Origin of the sequence: Streptomyces sp. Je 1-4 4N24, assembly GCF_026239515.1 — a bacterium.
GTDB lineage: Bacteria > Actinomycetota > Actinomycetes > Streptomycetales > Streptomycetaceae > Streptomyces > Streptomyces nigrescens.
Window position 1 is genome coordinate 4705998 of record NZ_CP110836.1, and the last position, 21893, is coordinate 4727890.

The window sequence follows — 21893 nt, forward strand, 5'->3', positions numbered from 1 at the left end:
TCTCCCGGGGGCACCACCTGTCAGGAGCCCGCGTACGAGAGAATGGCGGCATGGATATGCCGATGAATGAACGGTCGCAGGAGAATCCGCACGTCCTGGTGGTCGGCCCGGACGGCATGGCGCTCGGCGGCGTCGGCTCCGGCGGCGGGGATGACGGCGAAGAATCCCGGGAGACCCCCTTGACGGACATGGTGGAACAGCCTGCGAAGGTCATGCGCATCGGCAGCATGATCAAGCAGCTGCTGGAGGAGGTGAAGGCCGCTCCTCTGGACGAGGCGAGCCGGGTCCGCCTCAAGGAGATCCACTCCAGTTCGGTCAAGGAGCTGGAGGACGGACTGGCGCCCGAGCTGGTCGAGGAGCTCGAGCGGCTGTCGCTGCCGTTCACCGATGAATCGGTGCCGACGGAGGCGGAGCTGCGGATCGCCCAGGCCCAGCTGGTCGGCTGGTTGGAGGGCCTCTTCCACGGCATCCAGACCGCACTGTTCGCCCAGCAGATGGCGGCCCGTGCCCAGCTGGAGTCGATGCGCCGTGCGCTGCCGCCCGGGGCCGTTCCGATGGAGGGCGAGGAGGGCACGCCCGGTCACGGCGGCGCCCGCTCGGGCCCGTACCTCTGAGCGTTCGCCCGGCATCTGCGCGGCAGGCCGGAGCGCACCGAGGAGCCACAGCAACCGGACAGACGGAAGGGGCCGGCACGCGGAATGCGTGCCGGCCCCTTCCGTCTGTCCGGGAGGCCCGTGGGCCGTATGCCGTCAGCCGCTCCGGCCGGTCGAGACGGTCAGCTCGATGGTCTCGCCGTCACTCGGTTCCCACCGCCCGAACGGGTCCGGGGACTGGTCCGTGACGGTGTTCTTACCCCAGAGCGCGCTGTCCTCGTGGTCGACCTTGTACTTCCAGCCGGCCGCCTCGATGCACTTCTTCACCGAGTCCAGATTCTTGAAGCGGAACGAAGGCATGTAGATCGTGCCTTCATCGCCGTAGACCTTGGACGGGCTGGTGCACTCGGAGGTCAGGATCGTCGCCGTCTTGTCCTCGGGCCGGACGCTCTCGGTGGGCGAGGCGGTTTCGGAGTACGCCGACGTCGGGCTGATGTCCCCGCCGTTGTCGTCGCTGGAACCGGCGCTCAGACCGATGCCGATCGCGATCGCGGTCACCACGATGACGCCGACGATCGCCGAGACGACGATCACCGCGGAGTTGTTCTTCCGCGGGGCGGGACCGCCGCTCGTCGGCATCGACGCCGTCACCGGAGGCGGCGTGTAGGTCGGGGGCTGGTAGCCACCCGTATTGAACGGCGCCGGGCCCGGAACGGGGCCCGGCGCGGGCGTCGGGTAGGTGTTGTTCGGCGGCGGCGGGGGCGTCGAGGGACCGAAGGCGGCCTGGGTCGGCTGGTACGGCTGCTGCACGTTCGGCGGGGCCGGGGTGTGCGGGTTGCCGGAGGCGGTGGGGAAGACCGCGGAGGAGACCGACGCACCGCTGGTACGCGCCCGCGGGCCCTCGCCGATGATCAGCGGCGTCGCACCGGACTGCCCGGACCCGACGATCCGCAGACACTCGTCCCGCATCGCCTCGGCGGTGGGGAAGCGTTCGTTGGGGTTCTTCTTCAGCGCACGGGCCACCAGCGCGTCCACGGCCGGCGGCAGCGAGCTGTTGATGCTCGACGGGACCGGGGGCTCTTCCTGGACATGGGCGTAGGCGATGGCGAGCGGGGAGTCCGCGTCGAACGGCAGCTGACCCGTCAGCAGCTCGAAGAGCATGATGCCGACGGAGTAGAGGTCGGAGCGGGCGTCCACACCGCGGCCCAGCGCCTGCTCGGGCGACAGGTACTGCGGGGTGCCGACGACCATGCCGGTCTGCGTCATGGACGTCACACCGGACTGCATGGCGCGGGCGATGCCGAAGTCCATGACCTTGACAACGCCGCGCTTGTTCAGCATCACGTTGCCGGGCTTGATGTCCCGGTGGACCAGGCCCATTTCATGGCTGACCTCGAGCGCCGCCAGCACATCCGACGTGATCTTCAGGGCTTTTTCCGTCGGCATCGCGCCATGTTGAGCGATGTCGGTGTCCAGATCGGAGCGCAGCGGCTGACCCGCGACGTACTCCATGACGATGTACGGCACCATGCCGCCGTCGAGCTCGTCCTCACCGGAGTCGAAGACGGAGACGATATTGGTGTGCGTGAGCTTCGCCACGGACTGGGCCTCGCGGCGGAAGCGCTCACGGAAGGCCTGCTCGCGCCCGAGCTCGGTGTGCAGGGTCTTGATCGCGACCTCGCGGTCCAGCACGCTGTCGTAGGCGAGGTGTACGGAAGCCATTCCGCCCGCGCCGAGAAGATCACGAAGCTGGTAACGTCCTCCGCCGACCGAACGGCCCTCGTATTGGCCCTGAGCGCCGTCCTGGCTCATCGTTCCGCTTCCCCCTAGGCGCACTACCCGTACGTATAGCGATCAAAATCTGGAATTTCGCAGCCAAGTCTGCCCCAGCCCCCGGACACGTCAAGCTGTGTGCCCGTTCCGTGACCAGATGTGCAAGATCCCGTCACGGCCATGAGACGTTTTGGCGCCTGATTACCCCCGGTGAACTTGCGACGTTTGGCGTCCGGCGGGTTTGATGGCCGGTCCACGACGGACCGGTGGGTGCCGCGGAACCTGTAGCGTGCTCTAGCGAAGACCGATGACCTTACCGCTCTCATGCGGATCGATTCGACGGCGAGGACCGATGGCACCGACGCAGAGCCCCCAGGGCCCGTCCGATCCTGACGCCACCGGCTCCAATATCCCCGACGCACCGGAGATGTGGGGCAACGGCGGGCTGGTCGGCGATGGCCGCTACCGGCTCACGGGACGGCTCGGCCGCGGCGGTATGGCGGAGGTGTTCGCAGCCGAGGACGTACGTCTTGGCCGTACCGTCGCCGTGAAGCTGCTGCGTGCAGACCTCGCCGAGGACCCGGTTTCCAAGGCCCGCTTCACGCGGGAGGCACAGTCCGTGGCCGGGCTGAACCACCACGCGGTGGTGGCGGTCTACGACTCCGGCGAGGACCTGGTCGGCGGCAACACCGTGCCGTACATCGTGATGGAGCTGGTCGAGGGCCACACCATCCGCGATCTGCTGCTCAACGCCGATGCCCCGCCGCCGGACCAGGCGCTGATCATCGTCTCCGGTGTGCTGGAGGCGCTGGCCTACAGCCACCAGCACGGCATCGTGCACCGGGACATCAAGCCCGCGAACGTGATCATCACGAACAGCGGCGCCGTCAAGGTCATGGACTTCGGCATCGCGCGCGCCCTGCACGGCGCCGCGTCCACCATGACCCAGACCGGCATGGTCATGGGCACGCCCCAGTACCTCTCCCCGGAGCAGGCGCTCGGCAAGACCGTCGACACCCGCTCCGACCTCTACGCCACCGGCTGTCTGCTCTACGAACTCCTCACGCTGCGGCCGCCGTTCACCGGCGAGACCCCGCTCTCGGTCGTCTACCAGCATGTCCAGGACATGCCGGTGGCGCCGTCCCAGGTCGCCGACGCGGTGCCGCCGGAGCTGGACGGCCTGGTCATGCGGTCGCTGGCGAAGGACCCCGACGACCGCTTCCAGTCCGCCGAGGAGATGCGCGGTCTGGTCCAGTACTCGCTGCAGATGCTGCACGAGCAGGGCGGCCACACGGGCACCTGGAGCACCGGCCCGGTCGCCGTGCACGAGGGCGGGCTCACCCCGTCCATGGGCACCGCGGCCACCACGGCGCTGCCGCACCCCGACGCCGGCCAGACCACGGCGCAGCCGATCCTGACGCCCGGTATGCGCGACGACGACGGCGGTTTCGACGGCGGGCCCCGGTCGGCCAAGGGCGGCCGCGGCAAGATCTGGCTGATCGCGGCGCTGGCGGTGATCGCCATTGCGGTGGGTGTCGCCTTCGCGATGCAGAACACCGGCGGCCAGGACCAGAAGCACGAGACTCCCACCACGCAGTCGCCGACGCCGTCGCAGGACGACAAGACGAGCGAGCCGCCGACGGAGGAGCCGAGCACTCCGGAGACCGAGCCCGAAGACACGGGCGACAGCGGCACGTACTCCCAGCCGCCGACGGAGGAGCCCAGCACGCCGGAGACGTCCGAGCCGCCGACCTCGGAGCCGCCGACCTCGGAGCCGCCGACGTCCGAGCCGCCGACCGACGAGCCGTCGGACGAGCCCACCGATCCCACCGAGCCCACGGACCCCACGGGCGGGACCGATGACGGTGGCGCGGGCACCGGTGGCCCGGACACCGGCGTGACGTCGGGCACGACCGGCTGACGGGTGCCCCGCTCCCCGTTCAGCGGGTGAACGCGTTCCGTACGGCCCGGTACTCGCGGGTCCACCACACGGCCAGGGCGGCCGCCGCCGGGAACTGTGGATCGGTGCGGCGGTCGCCCAGCTGGTAGCGCCAGGTGAGCATCCAGAAGTCGTTCAGCCGCTCCCACCACACACGGTGGACGGCCGCCGCGAGTTCCTCGGCACCGGCCCCGCAGGCGCTGCGGTAGGCGCCCGCGTACGCCGCCACCTTGGCCAGGTCCAGCGTGCCGCAGGGGCGTACGAAGAAGATCGCGGCGGCGCGTACCGCCTCCTCGGCGCGCGGCTGGACGCCCAGCCGGTCCCAGTCGACGATCGCGGTCGGTTCCGTGCCCCGGTAGAGCACATTCAGCGGGTGGAAGTCGCCGTGCACCCAGCCCGCCGGGGGCTCGGCGCCGGGGGCCGGGCGGCGGTGCGCCTGCTCCGCCAGTAAGGCCCGGCGCTCCAGCAGACGGTGTTCGGCGAGCTCGTCGAAGCTGGTGCGCGGCCGGGCGCCGCGGGCCAGGGCCAGCAGCTCGTCGATCGTCTCGAAGGTCCGCTCGGGGTCGGCGCCGGCGTCCGCGCAGGGCGGCCGGGGCGGATGCGGTTCGTCCGCCATGACCTCCTCCAGCGCGGTGTGCACCAGCCCGAGCAGGGCGCCGAGCCGCCGGGACTGGCCGCGGGTCAGCGCGGCGCCGCCGAGATGGCGGCCTTCGACCCAGGGGTGCAGGGCGTAGCAGCGGCCGTCGAGGACCGTGACGGTGCGGCCGTCCGCATGGGCGACGGGCGGGGCGACCGGCAGGCCGAGCGCGGCGAGCCGGTAGGTGGCGCGGTGCTGGCGGGTGAGGGCGGCGCGGTCGCCGTCGAGGTGGTGCTTGAGGAAGTAGCGGCCGCGGGTGGTGGCGAGGAAATAGCCGTGGTTGAGCAGGCCCTCGGCGACAGGTTCACAGGACAGCGGCGCACCGGCGCCCGCGTAGTGGCGGAGCAGGTATCCGAGGGTGTCTTTGTCGGGCGTCGCCGCCGTCCGGACTACAGATGAGCGCAGCACGCGCCAGATGTTAGATCAACTACGCCCGTCGGAGTGGCCGTGCCGGAAGGCCTTACGCAGAGTGCGCACAGGAGGAAGACGGCGTATCGGCTCCCGCGCGACGGGGGCTGCCGGCAGCCGTGGCACTGCGCAGCCGAACGCGGGGAATGCGGGCCACACCCCTGGGCTGTTCAGTGCCGTTCCGCCTGCATACGGGCGACATAGGCGGCGGCCTGGGAACGGCGCTCCATTCCGAGTTTGGAAAGCAGACTGGAGACGTAATTCTTGATCGTTTTCTCCGCGAGATGGAGCCGCTCGCCGATGGCGCGATTGGTCATTCCCTCGCCGATCAGATCGAGGATCCTGCGCTCCTGGTCGGTGAGTCTCGCCAGCCGGTCGTCGCCCTTCGCGGAGTTGCCGTCGCGCAGCCGCTCCAGCACCCGGGCGGTGGCCACGGGGTCGAGCAGTGACTTCCCGGCGGCCACCTCGCGCACCGCGGAGAGCAGTTCGTTCCCCCGAATGGCCTTGAGGACATAACCGGCCGCACCGGCCATGATCGCATCGAAGAGGGCCTCGTCATCGGCGAACGAGGTGAGCATCAGGCAGTTGATGTCCTCATCCTGTGAACGGATCTCGCGGCAGACCTCGACACCGCTCCCGTCCGGCAGCCGGACATCGAGCACCGCGACGTCCGGACGGGTCGCCGGGATCCTGACCAGGGCATCTGCGGCAGTACCCGCCTCCCCGACCACCTCGATGTCGTCCTCGACCGACAGCATTTCGTGGACGCCACGCCGGACAACTTCGTGGTCATCGAGCAGGAATACCGTGATTTTTCCGTCTTCGCGCACCCCACCAGTCTCACACATCAACCCTTCCCGTGCTCCAGGTCACCGATATAACGTGCCGTTGTCCCGGCGGCCTGCAACGCTGTGACCAGGAGTTGTTCCAAGCCTTCGCGATTTTACTTGGAAATCCAAGCAAAATCGCAGGTCAGCGCCGTTTCCACTTCGGCTTTGACAATGGGTAACGTGCAATGAGCAGGCCACTGTCCGGGAGCTTTGTTCCACCCGGATCCGGCCGCGATCGCACACACCCCGTGCGCCGTATCGGATACCGGGTGAGCCGCAATACGGCCACCGGCGGACCCCGGGGGCCGGACAGACGGAGGAGCAGCACGTGACCGTGGAAGGCACTGCGCAGCGGAAAAACGCCCGCGGCAGCACCAAGCGCACCACCGCCAAAAAGGCGACGTCGGCGAAGAAGGCGTCCCCGGCCAAGGCCCGGAACTCCGGCCGGCCCGACCAGGCGGAGCAGGATCAGCTCGTACAACTGCTGACGCCCGAAGGGAAGCGGGTCGAGCACCCGGATTTCTCGATCGATCTTTCCGCCGAAGAACTGCGCGGGCTCTACCGCGACATGGTGCTGACGCGGAAGTTCGATGCCGAGGCGACCACCCTCCAGCGCCAGGGCGAACTGGGCCTGTGGGCCTCGCTGCTGGGCCAGGAAGCCGCCCAGATCGGCTCCGGCCGCGCGCTGCGCGACGACGACTACGTCTTCCCGACCTACCGCGAGCACGGTGTGGCTTGGTGCCGCGGAGTCGACCCGACGAACCTGCTGGGCATGTTCCGCGGTGTCAATCACGGCGGCTGGGATCCCAACACCAACAACTTCCACCTCTACACCATCGTCATCGGCTCGCAGACTCTGCATGCGACCGGCTATGCGATGGGTGTGCAGAAGGATGGCGCGGATTCCGCGGTCATCGCCTATTTCGGTGACGGTGCTTCCAGCCAGGGCGATGTCGCGGAATCCTTCACCTTCTCCGCGGTCTACAACGCCCCGGTCGTGTTCTTCTGCCAGAACAACCAATGGGCGATTTCCGAACCCACCGAGAAGCAGACCCGGGTGCCGCTCTACCAGCGCGCCCGTGGCTTCGGATTCCCCGGCGTACGGGTCGACGGCAATGACGTACTGGCCTGTCTGGCGGTGACCAAGGCGGCACTGGAGCGGGCGCGCACCGGCCAGGGCCCGATGCTCATCGAGGCGTTCACCTACCGCATGGGCGCGCACACCACCTCCGACGACCCGACGAAGTACCGGGCGGACGAGGAGCGGGCGGCCTGGGAGGCAAAGGACCCGATCCTGCGGCTGCGGACGTACCTGGAGGCCGAGGGCATCGTCGACGAGGCCTATCTCGCCTCGATCGACGAGGAGAGCGAGGCCCTGGGCAAGCGGGTCCGCGATGCCGTACGCGCCATGCCCGACCCGGACACCATGGCGATCTTCGAGAATGTCTATGCCGACGGGCATGCGCTCGTCGATGAGGAGCGCGCGCAGTTCGCCGCGTACCAGGCGTCGTTCGCCGACGCCGATCTTGTCGCGGAGGGGAACTGACCATGGCCGTCTTCGAGAAGATCACCATCGCCAAGGCGATCAATGAATCGCTGCGCGCCTCCATGGAGGCCGACCCCAAGGTCCTCGTCATGGGCGAGGACGTCGGCAAGCTCGGTGGCGTCTTCCGCGTCACCGACGGTCTGCAGAAGGACTTCGGCGAGGACCGGGTGATCGACACCCCGCTCGCCGAGTCCGGCATCGTCGGCACCGCGATCGGTATGGCGCTGCGCGGTTACCGTCCGGTCGTCGAGATCCAGTTCGACGGCTTCGTCTTCCCCGCCTACGACCAGATCGTCACCCAGCTCGCGAAGATGCACGCCCGCGCGCTGGGCAAGGTCAAGGTGCCGGTCGTCATCCGCATCCCGTACGCGGGCGGCATCGGCGCGGTCGAGCACCACTCCGAGTCCCCCGAGGCGCTGTTCGCGCATGTCGCGGGCCTCAAGATCGTTTCCCCCTCGAACTCCTCCGACGCCTACTGGATGCTCCAGCAGGCCATCGCGGGCGACGACCCGGTCATCTACTTCGAGCCCAAGCGCCGCTACCACGACAAGTCGCGGCTGGACACCGAGTCGATCCCGGACCCGCTGCACAAGGCCCGGGTCGCCCGGACCGGCTCCGACCTCACGCTGGCCGCCTACGGTCCGATGGTCAAGGTCTGCCAGGACGTCGCCAACGTCGCGGCCGAGGAGGGTAAGTCGCTCGAGGTCGTCGACCTGCGCTCGCTCTCCCCGATCGACTTCGACACCGTGCAGTCGTCGGTGCAGAAGACCGGCCGGCTGGTCGTCGTCCACGAGGCCCCGGTCTTCTTCGGCGCTGGTGCCGAGATCGCCGCCCGGATCACCGAGCGGTGCTTCTACCACCTGGAGGCCCCGGTCCTGCGGGTCGGCGGTTTCCACTCCCCGTATCCGCCCTCCCGTCTGGAGGACGAGTACCTTCCGGGACTGGACCGGGTGCTCGACGCCGTTGATCGTGCGTTGGCGTACTGAGGGTTTGAGGAGAGTTCGTGACCATGACTGCAAGTACCGCCAAGGCTCAGCGCTTCCGCGAGTTCAAGATGCCCGACGTCGGCGAGGGGCTGACCGAGGCCGAGATCCTCAAGTGGTACGTCCAGCCGGGCGACACCGTCACCGACGGCCAGGTCGTCTGTGAGGTGGAGACCGCCAAGGCCGCCGTCGAACTGCCCATTCCCTACGACGGGGTGGTGCACGAGCTGAACTTCGGCGAGGGCGTAACCGTCGATGTCGGCACCGTCATCATCTCCGTGGACACCGACCCCGGCGCCGGGCCCGCCACGGCACCGGCGCCGGAGCAGGCGCCGCAGGACGCCGCCAAGGACGAGGAGGAGGCCGAGCCGCAGGGCCGGCAGGCGGTGCTGGTCGGCTACGGTGCCGCGCCGTCCTCGACCAAGCGCCGGGCACGCAAGCCCCAGGCCGGGGTTCCGGCCCAGCCGGAGCCCGTGAGCGCCGCGCTCCAGGCGGAGCTGAACGGGCGGACGGCGCCCGCGCCGGCTGCACCCGTGGCTCCGGTCGCGAACGGTGCGGCCGCCGGTGCCGTCGGCCGGCCGCTGGCCAAGCCGCCGGTGCGCAAGCTCGCCAAGGACCTCGGGATCGATCTGGCGACGATCGCCCCCACCGGGCCGGACGGCATCATCACCCGCGAGGACGTCCATGCGGCCGCCGCTCCGGCGGCGGCGCCCGCCCCGGCCGAGGTTCCCGGGCCGGCCCCCGTCGCCGAGGTGGTCGCCCCGGCCGGTGTCGTCGACGCCGCCGCCCGTGAGCGGCGGGTGCCGGTCAAGGGCGTACGCAAGGCCACCGCGCAGGCGATGGTCTCCAGCGCCTTCACCGCGCCGCATGTCACGGAGTTCATCACCGTCGATGTGACCCGCACGATGAAGCTCGTCCAGGAGCTCAAGCAGGACCCGGACATGGCGGGGCTGCGCGTCAATCCGCTGCTGCTCGTCGCCAAGGCCTTCCTGGTGGCCATCAGGCGCCACCCGGAGGTCAATGCGGCCTGGGACGAGGCGCGTCAGGAGATCGTCTACAAGGACTATGTGAACCTCGGGATCGCGGCGGCCACCCCGCGTGGGCTGATCGTCCCGAACATCAAGGACGCCGGAGCCAAGACGCTGCCCCAACTCGCCGAGGAACTGGGCGATCTGGTCGCCACCGCTCGTGAGGGCAAGACCTCGCCGGCGGCGATGACCGGTGGCACGGTCACCATCACCAACGTCGGCGTCTTCGGGGTCGACACCGGTACGCCGATCCTCAACCCGGGGGAGTCGGCGATCCTCGCCTTCGGTGCGGTCAAGCTCCAGCCGTGGGTCCACAAGGGCAAGGTGAAGGCACGTCAGGTCACCACCCTCGCGCTGTCCTTCGACCACCGGCTCATCGACGGCGAGCTGGGCTCCAAGCTGCTCGCGGATGTCGCGGCGGTGCTGGAGAGGCCCAAGCGGCTCATCACCTGGGGATGAGCCGGAATGCGGGGCCGGGCGGTTCGGAGCGGCGTTTCACGTGAAACGCCGCCTCGGGCCCGCTCCGGCCCTGTGGACGAGCAGCCGGTCGCCTGCCCCGCGCCGCCGCTCCGGCCGTACGTCAGCTCCTACACCGGATACCGGCAGGCCGGGCTGCCGCCGGGTCGGCACCGTGGGCTCCCCTCGCCCCGGCTGACTTTGATCTTCACCCTCGACGAGCCGCTCACGCTGACCGGCCACCCCGATCCCGGGCAGGCCCCCGGCACCTACGACACCCTCATCGGCGGTCTGCACACCCGCCCTGCGCTGATCGCCCACCCCGGCCGTCATTCCGGCATCCAGGTCGGTCTGCATCCGCTGGGCGCCCGCGCCCTGCTGGGGCTGCCGGCCGGCGAGCTGGCGAGCATCGACCTCCCCGCGGATGCCGTCCTCGGACGGCACGGTGCGGAGCTCGGTGAGCGGCTGCGAGCGGCCCACGGCTGGCCGGAGCGGTTCGCGCTGCTGGATGCCTACTTGCTGCGCTGCCTGTCGCGGGAGCCGGGCGGCTCCGGACCGTCACCCGAAGTGGTCCGTGCCTGGCAGCTGTTGGCGCGGACCCGGGGCGCCGCTCCGGTGGCCCTGCTCGCCGATGACGTCGGCTGGAGCGCGCGCCATCTGACCGCCCGCTTCCGGCAGGAGACCGGTCTGGCGCCCAAGACCGCCGCCCGGGTCATCCGCTTCGACCGGGCATGCCGGCTGCTCGGTGCCCAGGCCCGTGCGGGCCGCCCATCACTGCTGGCCGATCTGGCCGTGCGCTGCGGCTACTTCGATCAGGCGCATCTCGCCCGGGAGTTCCGCTCGCTGGCCGGCTGTCCGCCCAGTCAGTGGCTCGCCGAGGAGTTCCGAAACGTCCAAGCCGCCGGGGACGCCATCGAGGAACGCTGAAGACGGCGGCCCACCGGGGGCCGCGTTCCGATCCAGGAGGTCCGGCGATCATGCCCGAGAACCTGTCCGACACCACCCCCGCACCCCAGGTCTGGCCGACGCTGCGGGCCCGCGATGCCCGTGCGCTGATCCGTTTCCTGGTCGATGCGTTCGGCTTCGAGGAGACCGTGGTCCACGCGAAGGGCGAGCGTGTCGAGCACGCCCAGCTCTCCTGGCCCGAAGGCGGCGGCATCATGCTCGGCTCCGTCAAGGAAGCGGAGGACGACCGCTGGCCGCTGCGGCCCGGGACGTTCGGGGGCTATGTCGTCACCGACCGTCCCGACGAGCTGTGTGCCCGCGCCAGAGCTGCCGGGGCGGAGATCATCGCCGAGCCGGCCGACACCGATTACGGATCGCGGGAATTCGGTGTCCGCGATCCCGAGGGCAACCTCTGGTCGTTCGGTACGTATCGCGGAGAGCCGCGCAAGGCATAGCGGGCCGGTGACGGGGCCGGTGGCCGGTCAGCCGCGGATGAGCTCCACCGCGCGGCTGAAGTGGCCCACCGGCCCGGTCGGGCCGGACTCGTCGGTGCGTGCGGCGCCGCGGGTCAGGGCGATGCCCGCCCACAGGCCGGCGACGATCAATGCCAGCACGACGGTGTTCCGCGTACGGCGGCCGGCGTTCGTCCTGGACTGCATGGTCAACTCCCCTTGGTGTCGGAGCCTCCCCGGCTCCCTGTCTCTATTCACCCATGAGATTCGCCGCGGTCCGTACGCGGCAGGTACGGACTCCTGTCCGACTTGAGGTGGACTCGACATCACTCTGGGGTCCCCCTTCCTGCGGTGGCCGGGAAAGGGTTTGCCGCAGCCGGCCGCGCTGTTTACGGTCGGCGAAATGAGCAGCGAAATGATCATCAGGCGCTATCGGCCGTCCGACCAGGACGTTGTCACCGATCTGTGGTCCCGGGCCGCGCGGCAGGCACACCCGTTCCTCGACGGGGAGGGCGCGGGCGAACGGGCCCGGCTCCTCCGCGAGGTGGACCTCGTCCGGGCAGAGAACTGGGTGGCCGAACGGAAGGGCAGTGTCATCGGGTTGCTCGGACTGCGGGCCGGCGGGCCCGGGGACGGCACCGGACCCGGGGCCGAGGTCGGCGGGCTGTTCGTGGCACCGGAGGCGCAAGGCGGCGGAGCCGGGCGGGAGTTGCTGGAGCATGCGGCGGCGCTGCACGGCGCGCTGACCCTGGAGGTCTTCGAGGACAATGGCCGGGCCCGACGCTTCTGCGCGTACCTGGGCTTCACGGAGCGGGGGCGGCGGACGGACGAGGAGACCGGCCATCCGCTGATCACCCTGGAGCGCGCCGCGCCGCTGAAGTCGGTGAGCTGGCTGCATCTGCGGGAGGGGCGGCTGCTGAGCGTACGGACGCGGGGGAACGACACCTTCTATCTCCCGGGCGGCAAGTACGAGCCCGGGGAGACCGCACGGGAGGCGCTGTCGCGTGAGCTCGGTGAGGAGCTCGGACTGGTGGTGCCCGCCGAGGAACTGGCAGAGGCATTTGTCATCCATGACGTCGCCCACGGGAAGAACGGGCGCCGGCTGCATATGACCTGCTTCACCGGCGGGCCCCAGGACATCGCACCGGCCCCCGGCCGGGAGATCGCCGAATACGCCTGGTTCGACCGTCAGGAGGCGCGGGAACGCTGTGCACCCGCCCATGCGCAGGTCGTGGACCGGTTGGTCGCGCAGGGGCGGATGCGGGGCTGACGGCACCGCCGGGCTGAGGGCACCGCCGGGCGGCGGACGGGCCGGGGCGCACGCGGGCGCCCCGGCGGCCGTTCCGCGCCACGACGGACCATAGCGCCTCTACCAGGGCAAACGTGACATCAACTGTCCGCATCGCGGAATGAAGTGTCGAACGCATACCTGTTGTATCTATCCTGTGCGCATGCCCTCAGCGTCCACGCCCACCGCTCCTGCCAGAGAGACCGCCGCCAAGCAGCCGCCCGCCGCGGAGCGGGTGTATGCGCACATCAAGGACGCCGTCCTGGAGCGCCGCTACGAGGGCGGCATGCTGCTCACCGAGGGTGAGCTGGCCGACGCCGTGGGGGTGTCCCGGACGCCGGTGCGCGAGGCGCTGCTGCGGCTGGAGGTCGAGGGGCTGATCAAGCTCTACCCCAAGAAGGGCGCGCTGGTCCTGCCGGTCTCCGCACAGGAGATCGCCGACGTCGTCGAGACCCGGCTACTGGTGGAGAAGCACGCCGCGGCCAAGGCGGTGCCCGCGAGCGAGGCGCTGGTCGGCGAGCTGACCGAGCTGCTGGAGACGATGCGGGAGCAGGCCGCGTCCGGCGATCTGGCCGCCGTGTCCGTCACCGACCGCGCCTTCCACGCCGCCATCGTGCGCAGCGCCGGCAATCAGATCCTGGACCGGCTCTACGAGCAGCTGCGCGACCGTCAGCTGCGGATGGGTGTCGCGGTGATGCATGCCCACCCGGACCGGATCGCCAAGAACATCACCGAGCATGCCGAGATCCTGGAGGCGCTGCGCGCCGGAGACGCGGACGCCGCGACCGATGTCGTGCAGCGGCACGTTAGCTGGGTCCGCAACCTCGCGCAGGGGGACGTGCGATGAGCGCCGGCAGCGGACGTGCCGGCGGCTCCCTCGGCCCGGACGGCTCCGGTATAGGCGGCGGCTCCGCCCGGCTGATGCCCGCGGACCCGCCCGGTGGCCGTAAGGCGATGGCCGTCTGGGGCATCGGTGTCGCGGTCTACTTCGTCGCGATCACCTACCGCACCAGCCTCGGCGTGGCCGGGCTGGACGCCGCCGAGCGCTTCCACATCAACGCCTCGGCGCTGTCGACGTTCTCCATCCTCCAGCTGCTGGTGTACGCGGGGATGCAGATCCCCGTCGGTCTGCTGGTCGACCGGCTCGGCCCCAAGAAGGTGCTGACGATCGGCGTAGTGCTCTACACCGTCGGCCAGTTCGGCTTTGCGCTCTCCTCGTCGTACGCCATGGCGCTCGGCTCGCGTGCGCTGCTCGGCTGCGGGGACGCGATGACCTTCATCAGCGTGCTGCGGCTGGGCTCGCGGTGGTTCCCGGCCCGCCGTGGGCCGATGATCGCTCAGATCGCCGCGCTGGTCGGGATGGCGGGCAACCTGATCTCCACGCTCGTCCTCGCCCGGTTCCTGCACTCCTTCGGCTGGACGCCGACCTTCGCCGCCAGTGCGGCCGGCGGGATCGTCGTGCTGATCGTGCTGCTGCTCTTCCTCAAGGACCACCCCGAGGGTTTCGAGCCGCCGCCCGCATCCGCCGGGCACGCCGGCGCCGGGTTCGTGCGCCGGCAGATCGCGGACGCCTGGCGGGAGCCCGGCACCCGGCTGGGCATGTGGGTGCACTTCACCACCCAGTTCCCCGCGATGGTGTTCCTGCTGCTCTGGGGCCTGCCGTTCCTCGTCGAGGCGCAGGGGCTGTCCCGCGGCACCGCCGGTGAACTGCTCACCCTCGTGGTGCTCTCCAACATGGCGGTGGGACTGGTCTTCGGCCAGATCATCGCCCGCCACCACGCGGCCCGTACCCCGCTGGCACTGGGCACCGTGGGCGCCACGGGGCTGATGTGGGCGATCGTGCTTGCCTGGCCGGCCGATCATGCGCCGATGGGGCTGCTGATCGTGCTGTGTACGGTGCTGGGCGCCTGCGGCCCCGCCTCGATGATCGGCTTCGACTTCGCGCGGCCCGCCAACCCGCCCGAGCGTCAGGGCACCGCTTCCGGCATCGTCAACATGGGCGGCTTCACCGCTTCGATGACGACCTTGCTCGCCGTCGGTGTTCTGCTGGACGCGACCGGGGACAACTACCGGATCGCCTTCGCCTCGATCTTCGTCCTGGAGGCGCTCGGCGTCTCGCAGATTCTGCGGCTGCGGCGGCGTGCGGCGCGACGCGAGCGGGAACGGCTGGTCGTCAGCCGGGTCGAGGCGGTTCACGTTCCGGCGTAAGGCGGCCGAGCACGCGGCGGCCGGGTCCGTTTCACGTGGAACGGACAGGGCTGTTTCACGTGAAACGGCTCATACTCCGGGGCCGGCTCTCGATCTCCGGCCGGCCGACGGGCGGGGGCGTGGACGAGGCGGATGCCCGCCGGGAAGCCGTCCGCCCACCCTTGGTGCTATGGCGTGACCGCGAAGTGGTCCAGGATCGCCGCGGCCAGTCCGGCGTCGCCGTCGATCTTGATCTGCTCGGTGACGGCCGCCGGGCGCACCCGGCCGCAGGCCAGCCGGTGGAAGGTGTCCCAGTCCAGGGCGAGGGTCACGGTCGGACCGAGCGAGACACTGCCGTCGATCGTGGCGTTGCCCTCGGCGTCGATGCGGACCGTACGCAGGAATTCCAGCGGTCCGCTGACGTCGAAGACCACCGCTGAATCGGCGGGCGCCTGGGCCCGCTTGGCGACGATGCCGGGCAGCACCGTCACCAGCAGATCGCGCGTCACCTGCGCGCCGGGGGAGTCGAGATTGCCGGGCTTGCCGAGCGCCCGGCGCAGGTCCTGCTCATGCGCCCAGACATCGAACGCCCGCTGCTGCAGCACGAATTCCAGCGAACGGTCCTCGCCGAGCGGGCTGCGCACCACGGCGTCCGGCTGGCGGGACTCGTTGCGCAGCTGCCGCGAGCGGCGGATGACGGTGTATTCGAGCTCGCCGAGCATCTCCGGCGCGGTGTGGTGCCGGCGGACGTCGACCTGCACCTCCATCCGTCGCGCCGACTCGCTGCGGACGTGGTAGAGATCGCGCGGCAGGGTGTGGATCGGCCGTGGGTCGCCCAGCATTTCGCATTCCAGGCCGATGACATGGGAGACCACATCGCGCACGGACCATCCTGGGAGGTCCGTCGCCCTGTTCCACTCGCCTTCGACGAGCGGAGTAACCAGCTCGGTTATCGCTTCTATGGAGTGAGTCCAGGCATCGATGGAGGACTGAAGGCTGGGATGGACGGTCACGGGACCCCTCGGACGGTTCGTACGCGGGCTGCTGTCTGTGCAGTTAAGTTACGCTGCGCACGGGCACCCCGGCAGTGCTTTCGGACGACCATCGTAGGCCGATGCTTCCCGGCCGCAGAGGGGTGCGCCGTACGCCCGGAACGCGTGCTTCTCAGTCCTCCCCGCGCTCCCGCTCCGCCAGCCGGATCACACACACGGCGATGGCGATGAGCAGCGGCGGGTCCGCGTCGTCCCGTACGACGTTGACCGTATAGGTGTCACGCACCGTCAGCCAGCGCCGCGAGATCTCCGCGAGCAGTTCGCCCTCGTACTCGATCGCGAACTCCCGGTCCAGGATCTTTCCGCTGACGTCCAGCTCGGTGCCGTCCACCAGCTCGACGCGGTAGTGGTTGCGCAGCAGCGAGAGCCGCTTCCGCTTGATCGTGGCCAGCGGCTGGTCGTCCCGCTCGATGGTCATGGTGTCGCGCAGGCTGAGCATCTTCTTGCGGATGGTGATCAGCACCCGCCGCTCGGGGTCCTTCAGCTCAAAGGTTTCCCGCAGCCGCAGCGCCTTCCCGTCCACGAGGAAGGCGTGCCGTCCGTGCTCGTCCTCGATCCAGTAGTCGTCACCGATGCCGAAGATGCGGTCGCGTACCACGTACTTGCCAGGGCGCGGGGAGGCTTCCCCGGGAGATCGCTGCATGGCTGACGTGTTCCCCCGGGGCCCTGTGGAATGCGCACGCACCGGAGTGACGTTGAATGTCCACATGGCTTCACGTGCACGCGTCCGCGCCCCCGAGCTGACCGGCAAGGGCGGCTGGCTGAACACCGGCAACAAGGATCTGACCCTCTCCGACCTGCGAGGACGCATTGTCGTCCTGGATTTCTGGACTTTTTGCTGTGTGAACTGTCTGCATGTCCTGGATGAGCTGCGGGAGCTGGAGGAGCGGCACCGCGACACGGTCGTGATCATCGGTGTGCACTCCCCGAAGTTCGTGCACGAGGCCGAGCACCAGGCCGTCGTGGACGCCGTGGAGCGGTACGGCGTCGAGCACCCGGTCCTCGACGACCCCGAGCTCACCACCTGGAAGCAGTACGCGGTACGGGCCTGGCCGACGCTCGTGGTGATCGACCCCGAGGGATATGTCGTCGCCCAGCACGCCGGCGAGGGCCATGCGCACGCCATCGAGAAGCTCGTCGAGGAGCTGGAGGCCGAGCACGCGGCGAAGGGCACCCTGCGCCGCGGTGACGGTCCCTACGTCCCGCCGGAGCCGGTCGCCACCGATCTGCGCTTCCCCGGCAAGGCGGTGCGGCTGCCGGGCGGCAGCTTCCTCGTCTCGGACACCACCCGGCATCAGCTGGTGGAGCTGGCGGCGGACGGCGAGCAGGTGCTGCGCCGGATCGGCACCGGCGAGCGCGGGCTGACCGCGGACTCCTTCAACGAGCCGCAGGGCCTAACGCTGCTGCCCGACGGCAGGGTGGCCGTCGCGGACACGGTCAACCACGCCATCCGCGTCTTCGACCCCGCCGGCGGCACGCTGGAGACGGTGGCCGGCACCGGCAAGCAGTGGTGGCAGGGCTCACCGGCCTCGGGCCCGGCCCGCGAGGTGGATCTCTCCTCGCCGTGGGACCTCGCCTGGTGGCAGGACCGGCTGTGGATCGCGATGGCCGGAGTGCACCAGCTGTGGACGTACGACCCGGCTGCCGGCACGGTCCAGGTCGCGGCCGGTACGACCAACGAGGGCCTGGTGGACGGCCCGGCCGCCGAGGCGTGGTTCGCCCAGCCGTCCGGGCTCGCGGCGGCCGGCGACCGGCTGTGGGTCGCGGATTCGGAGACCAGCGCGGTCCGCTGGGTGGAGCCCGCCGACACGGGCGACGGCTATGTCATCCGTACGGCCGTCGGCACCGGTCTGTTCGACTTCGGACACCGCGACGGCGCCGCCGACCAGGCGCTGCTGCAGCATCCGCTGGGAGTGACCGCGCTGCCCGACGGCTCGGTCGCCGTCGCGGACACCTACAACCACGCACTGCGCCGCTTCGACCCCGCGAGCGGCGAGGTGACGACGCTGGCGAAGGATCTGCGCGAGCCGTCCGACGCGGTGCTCGTCGACGGCGACATCGTGGTGGTGGAGTCGGCGCGGCACCGGCTGACCCGGCTGCGGCTGCCGGAGGAGGCGATCCGCGTCGAGTCGGTGGCGCATCGCACCCAGCGCGCGGCCACCGAGGTCGCTCCGGGTGCGCTGCGGCTGGAGGTGGTCTTCCAGGCCCCGGTCGGCCAGAAGCTCGACACCCGCTACGGTCCCTCGACCCGGCTGCTGGTCAGCGCGACGCCGCCGGAGCTGCTCGCCGACGGCGCGGGCGCCGGCACCGACCTCACCCGGGATCTGGTGCTCGCGGACGGTGTGACCGAGGGCGTGCTGCATGTCTCGGCGATGGCCGCGTCCTGCGACGACGCCCCGGACATCGAATACCCCGCCTGCCATGTACACCAGCAGGACTGGGGCGTCCCGGTCGAGATCGCCGAGGGCGGGGTGGCCCGACTGGGGCTCGTCCTGGCCGGGCTGGACGCCGAGTAGGAGCGCGGACCCCGGGCCCGTTGACCGGGACCGGGCCGAGGACGGCCGGTGGGGCCGGCCGGTGCGCCGGGGTTACTTCCCGACGCCTGCCGCCAGCTGCGCCCCGTGAATGCTCGCGCTCCAGTTGGTGACCTTGCTCTTGCCGACGGAGATGTGGAGCCGCTTCTCCGCGAAGTTGACGGTCGCCGGACCGTGCGTGACGGAGCTCGCCGAGATGCCCATGAAGTCGACGGTCACCGACTTCTGCTCGGTGCCCTTGGTGGCCGCGGTGTTGGTGGGGATGACCGCGTAGGCGTCACCGTGGGCGGGCACGGTGATCCGGGTGCCGTCGAGGTGGCCGGGCGTGCCCTGCGACAGGGGCAGCGGGTCCTTGGCGTTGTTGAAGCGCAGCAGCGGCGCGTTGTAGAGCTTGCAGTCGCGGCTGGTGGAGTTCTTGAACTTCACGGCCACATGGCTCTTCGGGCCGGTCTGCTGGGAGAACGTGAGCTTGTACGTGCTGGGGTAGCAGTCGGGCACCCGGCGCGAGGTCGCTCCCGCGCCCGCCGCTGCCGCACCGCCACCGATGATCTTGCGCTTCTTGCTCTTGGAAGACGAGGAGGACGACTTCTTCGACTTCTTCGAGGAGTGGCTGTTGCAGCCGGTCAGCGCGAGCGAACCGGCCAGCCCGAGAGCCAGCGCGGCGTACGCGGCGGAGCGGTGGCGGGAGCGGCGTGCGGTCATGGGTGGTTCCCCCGTGAGTTGCTGCGGTATCAGCGTGGTGTGTCTGTCATGGCACGGCCACGATATCCATTGCCGGTCGATGCACCAGGGCGGGTGCGGCGAGCGCCCTGGCGATATGGAGTCATCGCAGGTCATAGGGGGCGTGCGGGGGCAGGGCCGGTCCGTGACGAGGGTGAAGATCAACCTGCGGGTGACGCAGAACCGGTCCGGAGCGGGGGCCGAAGCGTCAGTCCGGGCAGCCGGGCAGCGCGGTGTTTTCGACCTGTTCCGGGCGGATGCGGATGGCCGGCACCCACACCTGCTCGCGGTCGTGATCGACCCGGAACCACATGCTGCTGTGCCCGCCCACCTCATCGGTGACCGTGATCCCGTTGGCGATCCGGCAGACCGCGCGCAGTACCTCGCCGTGCCAGACATGGCCCACGACATTGGAGCGGCGATAGAGCCGGTACGGATCGCGGGCCAGCCCGAGTGCGCAGTTCTCGGTGCGCCGGTGCTGACAGTCCCGTTCGACATTGTGGACGGTGATCCTGGCGGACCCGGTGGCCGACGCCGCGCTCTTCGCGCCTGGTGCCCGGCCGTCGCCGCCGTAGTCCGGCGACCCGTTCGAGCTGGTCAGCGCCGGTACGGCCAACGCCGCGGCGAGGAGTGCCGCGACGGTCCCGAGCCCGGCGAGCACCAGCCCCCGACGCCGGCCGACTGTCGCCGCGGCTCCCGCTTCCGTCCCGTCGCCGCCGGCCCGGCCCTCGGCGCCCGCCCGGCGTTCCCCGTCGGACGCACCGTCCCGCTCCGCTGCCGGCTCGCCCCCGTCCACCGCCTCTTGGGCGCGGTGCAGCAGTTCGACGAGAGCGGGGAGGCGGTCCTCGCCGGTGAAGGAGAGCGTGCACCACTGCACCAGCAGCCGTTCGTCGGGCAGGCTCTGCCCCCGCAGATAGCGGGAAAGAGAGGAGCGGCTGACAGGCAGCCGGCTCTCCAACTGCTTCAGGCTGTAGCCGAGTTCGCCGTGCATACGGCGTAAGGAGGCGACGAAGTCCCGTACCGGGCCGGAGAGTTCGTCGGGCAGCGGAGCCAACGGCTTACGGCGGACATGAGCGTGGTTCTGATGGCCAGGCACGTCTCGCATTCCAGCACAGCGGGCATACGCGCGCGAGGGGCACTTCCGCTCCCCTGTGGCGGAAGTGCCCCTCGTGACACGATCCGGACCGCAGCCGGATCAGATGGTGACGTTTCACGTGAAACAGCGTGAGATCTTCCGTCGGGCCTCGCGCTCCCCGAGCGGGGTCAGTCGCCGAACTTCACCGGACGGTAGGGCTTGAACTCGGCGTCGCCGCCGGGCAGGCCGTAGGTCAGCGTCCGGTGGTCCGTGCCGTGGTCGCCGCGCTGTTCATAGGCGGTGTACGAGGAGTGGGCGTCGTTGTTCCACTTCTCGAAGATCACCACATGCCGGGTGTTGTTGTCACCGGAGGCGTCAATGAGCAGGTCACCGGGCTTGAGCTCGCCCACTGAGATGGGCCGGGTGATGCCGCGGTTGGTGGCCAGCCCCACGGTGTTGGTGCCGGGCGTCGGCAGGCCGAGCGCCATCGACACATAGCCCGAGCAGTCCTGACGGTAGCCGTCCTTCCAGACCTTGGCCTGGCTGTACGGGACCTGGGCGCCGTTGTTCGCGGTCAGCCAGGTGGCGGCGCGGTTCAGCATCTCCTCGCGCGAACCGCCGGGTTGCGGCTGCGGCTGCCCCCCGCCGCCTTGTACCGGGACGCCCGGCAGCCGGTCCTGCGGGATGTCCACCGCCACCACGCTGAGGAAGCCGCTGACCGGCCCGGTGAGATGCGCCATGAACGTCGAGCAGGAGCTGCCCTCGCACACCTTGCGGCCGGTGTCGACCTGGTAGTCGGCGGTGATCCGGTCCTGCCCCGGCGCCGTCTTGTTGATCATCCCGACGGCGGGGGAGCCGGCGTCGGCGGTGGCGTGCACCACCCAACGGGTGCCCCACGTGGGGAAGTCGGCGGCGGCCTGCCGTACGGAGCCGGTGCCCGCGGCGCGGACGGTGCGGGCGGAGCTGTCGTGGGAGAGCTTGGTGGCGGTCGCGGAGTGCCCGCCGGCGGTCGCGCTGCCCACGTCACTGCCATGGGCGAATCCCGTGAACCCGGCGACACTGATCCCGGCCGCGGCCACCGCGGGCAGCACCGTGCGCCACACGGTCCTGCGGAACGGGGACTGCCGGTGACGCGTCATCGGGGCGGGCCGGTCCGCGGGGCTTGTGGTGTCCGCCGGGTGCGTGCTGCTGTGCTCGTACATGCCGATTCCCCTCCGTACAGGGCCTGTTGGCCCGATCGGTGAGCCGCCGGACGGTCTGCTGACGGCGACGGAGACCATCGTGGAGCGGGGCACCGGGGCTGCCCGGAGGTTCCCTGTCCCATGGGATGTCCCGGCCGTACGCACGGCTGTGACCTGCAAAGACGCCGGGAGATCGGGACGGGACGGCCCGCGGTGTGAGACATGACGGGACAGCGGACAGAGCGGACAGCGGGCAGTGACAGCGG

The 21893-nt window shown here is 70.3% G+C and carries 20 protein-coding genes; 11 read left to right on the top strand and 9 right to left on the bottom strand.

Translation table 11 applies throughout. The features are described 5' to 3' along the window. Nucleotides 1-50: 50 nt before the first annotated feature. On the top strand, nucleotides 51-614 hold the full coding sequence (locus SLV14N_RS20430; protein ID WP_174857673.1) for a bacterial proteasome activator family protein: 564 nt from the start codon (nucleotides 51-53) through the stop codon (nucleotides 612-614). 135 nt (nucleotides 615-749) lie between these two features. On the opposite strand, the gene SLV14N_RS20435 is transcribed toward SLV14N_RS20430, so the two are convergent. Beyond that, nucleotides 750-2405, bottom strand: a complete 1656-nt coding sequence (locus SLV14N_RS20435) for a protein kinase (RefSeq protein WP_208682514.1) — start codon at nucleotides 2403-2405, stop codon at nucleotides 750-752. A gap of 313 nt (nucleotides 2406-2718) precedes the next feature. Between SLV14N_RS20435 and SLV14N_RS20440 the strand changes: the two genes are divergently transcribed. Beyond that, nucleotides 2719-4287 carry a protein kinase gene (locus SLV14N_RS20440; RefSeq protein WP_263270531.1) on the top strand — a complete coding sequence of 523 codons (1569 nt, stop codon included), beginning with the start codon at nucleotides 2719-2721 and terminating at the stop codon, nucleotides 4285-4287. 19 nt (nucleotides 4288-4306) lie between these two features. On the opposite strand, the gene SLV14N_RS20445 is transcribed toward SLV14N_RS20440, so the two are convergent. Both SLV14N_RS20445 and SLV14N_RS20450 read right to left on the bottom strand, forming a co-directional pair. Further along, entirely contained in the window at nucleotides 4307-5350 is a 1044-nt protein-coding gene (locus tag SLV14N_RS20445) for a phosphotransferase (RefSeq protein ID WP_208682519.1), read from the bottom strand. 170 nt (nucleotides 5351-5520) lie between these two features. Next, the gene (locus tag SLV14N_RS20450; protein WP_269470889.1) at nucleotides 5521-6180 is read right to left on the bottom strand and encodes a response regulator transcription factor; all 660 of its coding nucleotides are present in this window, start codon (nucleotides 6178-6180) and stop codon (nucleotides 5521-5523) included. Between the two features lie 328 nt (nucleotides 6181-6508). Here SLV14N_RS20450 and pdhA point away from each other — a divergent pair, with 328 nt between their 5' ends. The 5 genes from pdhA to SLV14N_RS20475 all read left to right on the top strand — a co-directional run bounded on the left by pdhA (nucleotide 6509) and on the right by SLV14N_RS20475 (nucleotide 11593). Continuing rightward, nucleotides 6509-7726 carry a pyruvate dehydrogenase (acetyl-transferring) E1 component subunit alpha gene (gene pdhA / locus SLV14N_RS20455; RefSeq protein WP_208682522.1) on the top strand — a complete coding sequence of 406 codons (1218 nt, stop codon included), beginning with the start codon at nucleotides 6509-6511 and terminating at the stop codon, nucleotides 7724-7726. A 2-nt stretch (nucleotides 7727-7728) separates the two neighbouring features. Then, complete coding sequence (locus tag SLV14N_RS20460) at nucleotides 7729-8712, top strand: alpha-ketoacid dehydrogenase subunit beta (protein ID WP_093640999.1); 984 nt, start codon at nucleotides 7729-7731, stop codon at nucleotides 8710-8712. Between the two features lie 23 nt (nucleotides 8713-8735). Next, the gene (locus SLV14N_RS20465; protein ID WP_263270532.1) at nucleotides 8736-10196 is read left to right on the top strand and encodes a dihydrolipoamide acetyltransferase family protein; all 1461 of its coding nucleotides are present in this window, start codon (nucleotides 8736-8738) and stop codon (nucleotides 10194-10196) included. A 72-nt stretch (nucleotides 10197-10268) separates the two neighbouring features. Next, nucleotides 10269-11120, top strand: coding sequence for an AraC family transcriptional regulator (locus SLV14N_RS20470; protein WP_263270533.1), 852 nt, complete (start codon nucleotides 10269-10271; stop codon nucleotides 11118-11120). Between the two features lie 50 nt (nucleotides 11121-11170). Then, on the top strand, nucleotides 11171-11593 hold the full coding sequence (locus SLV14N_RS20475) for a VOC family protein (RefSeq protein WP_208682528.1): 423 nt from the start codon (nucleotides 11171-11173) through the stop codon (nucleotides 11591-11593). A gap of 27 nt (nucleotides 11594-11620) precedes the next feature. Here SLV14N_RS20475 and SLV14N_RS20480 read toward each other — a convergent pair whose 3' ends face one another. Next, the gene (locus SLV14N_RS20480) at nucleotides 11621-11797 is read right to left on the bottom strand and encodes a hypothetical protein (protein ID WP_167540541.1); all 177 of its coding nucleotides are present in this window, start codon (nucleotides 11795-11797) and stop codon (nucleotides 11621-11623) included. A gap of 196 nt (nucleotides 11798-11993) precedes the next feature. Between SLV14N_RS20480 and SLV14N_RS20485 the strand changes: the two genes are divergently transcribed. From SLV14N_RS20485 to SLV14N_RS20495, 3 genes are all read left to right on the top strand, one after another. Beyond that, entirely contained in the window at nucleotides 11994-12860 is an 867-nt protein-coding gene (locus tag SLV14N_RS20485) for a GNAT family N-acetyltransferase (RefSeq protein WP_208682530.1), read from the top strand. Between the two features lie 181 nt (nucleotides 12861-13041). Further along, on the top strand, nucleotides 13042-13725 hold the full coding sequence (locus SLV14N_RS20490) for a GntR family transcriptional regulator (RefSeq protein ID WP_208682532.1): 684 nt from the start codon (nucleotides 13042-13044) through the stop codon (nucleotides 13723-13725). A gap of 107 nt (nucleotides 13726-13832) precedes the next feature. Beyond that, on the top strand, nucleotides 13833-15086 hold the full coding sequence (locus SLV14N_RS20495; protein WP_317633736.1) for an MFS transporter: 1254 nt from the start codon (nucleotides 13833-13835) through the stop codon (nucleotides 15084-15086). A gap of 167 nt (nucleotides 15087-15253) precedes the next feature. Here the strand turns inward: SLV14N_RS20495 and SLV14N_RS20500 are convergent, their stop codons facing one another. Both SLV14N_RS20500 and SLV14N_RS20505 read right to left on the bottom strand, forming a co-directional pair. After that, complete coding sequence (locus SLV14N_RS20500; RefSeq protein ID WP_026170193.1) at nucleotides 15254-16078, bottom strand: maleylpyruvate isomerase family mycothiol-dependent enzyme; 825 nt, start codon at nucleotides 16076-16078, stop codon at nucleotides 15254-15256. 151 nt (nucleotides 16079-16229) lie between these two features. Continuing rightward, nucleotides 16230-16760, bottom strand: coding sequence for an LURP-one-related/scramblase family protein (locus SLV14N_RS20505; protein ID WP_263270534.1), 531 nt, complete (start codon nucleotides 16758-16760; stop codon nucleotides 16230-16232). Between the two features lie 64 nt (nucleotides 16761-16824). Between SLV14N_RS20505 and SLV14N_RS20510 the strand changes: the two genes are divergently transcribed. After that, nucleotides 16825-18633: an NHL domain-containing thioredoxin family protein gene (locus SLV14N_RS20510; protein WP_263270536.1), complete on the top strand. Its 1809-nt coding sequence runs from the start codon at nucleotides 16825-16827 to the stop codon at nucleotides 18631-18633. 72 nt (nucleotides 18634-18705) lie between these two features. Here SLV14N_RS20510 and SLV14N_RS20515 read toward each other — a convergent pair whose 3' ends face one another. From SLV14N_RS20515 to SLV14N_RS20525, 3 genes are all read right to left on the bottom strand, one after another. Continuing rightward, on the bottom strand, nucleotides 18706-19353 hold the full coding sequence (locus SLV14N_RS20515) for a DUF4232 domain-containing protein (RefSeq protein WP_263270538.1): 648 nt from the start codon (nucleotides 19351-19353) through the stop codon (nucleotides 18706-18708). A gap of 226 nt (nucleotides 19354-19579) precedes the next feature. Further along, complete coding sequence (locus SLV14N_RS20520; RefSeq protein WP_263270540.1) at nucleotides 19580-20476, bottom strand: helix-turn-helix transcriptional regulator; 897 nt, start codon at nucleotides 20474-20476, stop codon at nucleotides 19580-19582. A gap of 158 nt (nucleotides 20477-20634) precedes the next feature. Next, on the bottom strand, nucleotides 20635-21648 hold the full coding sequence (locus SLV14N_RS20525) for a hypothetical protein (protein WP_263270541.1): 1014 nt from the start codon (nucleotides 21646-21648) through the stop codon (nucleotides 20635-20637). Nucleotides 21649-21893: the final 245 nt, after the last annotated feature.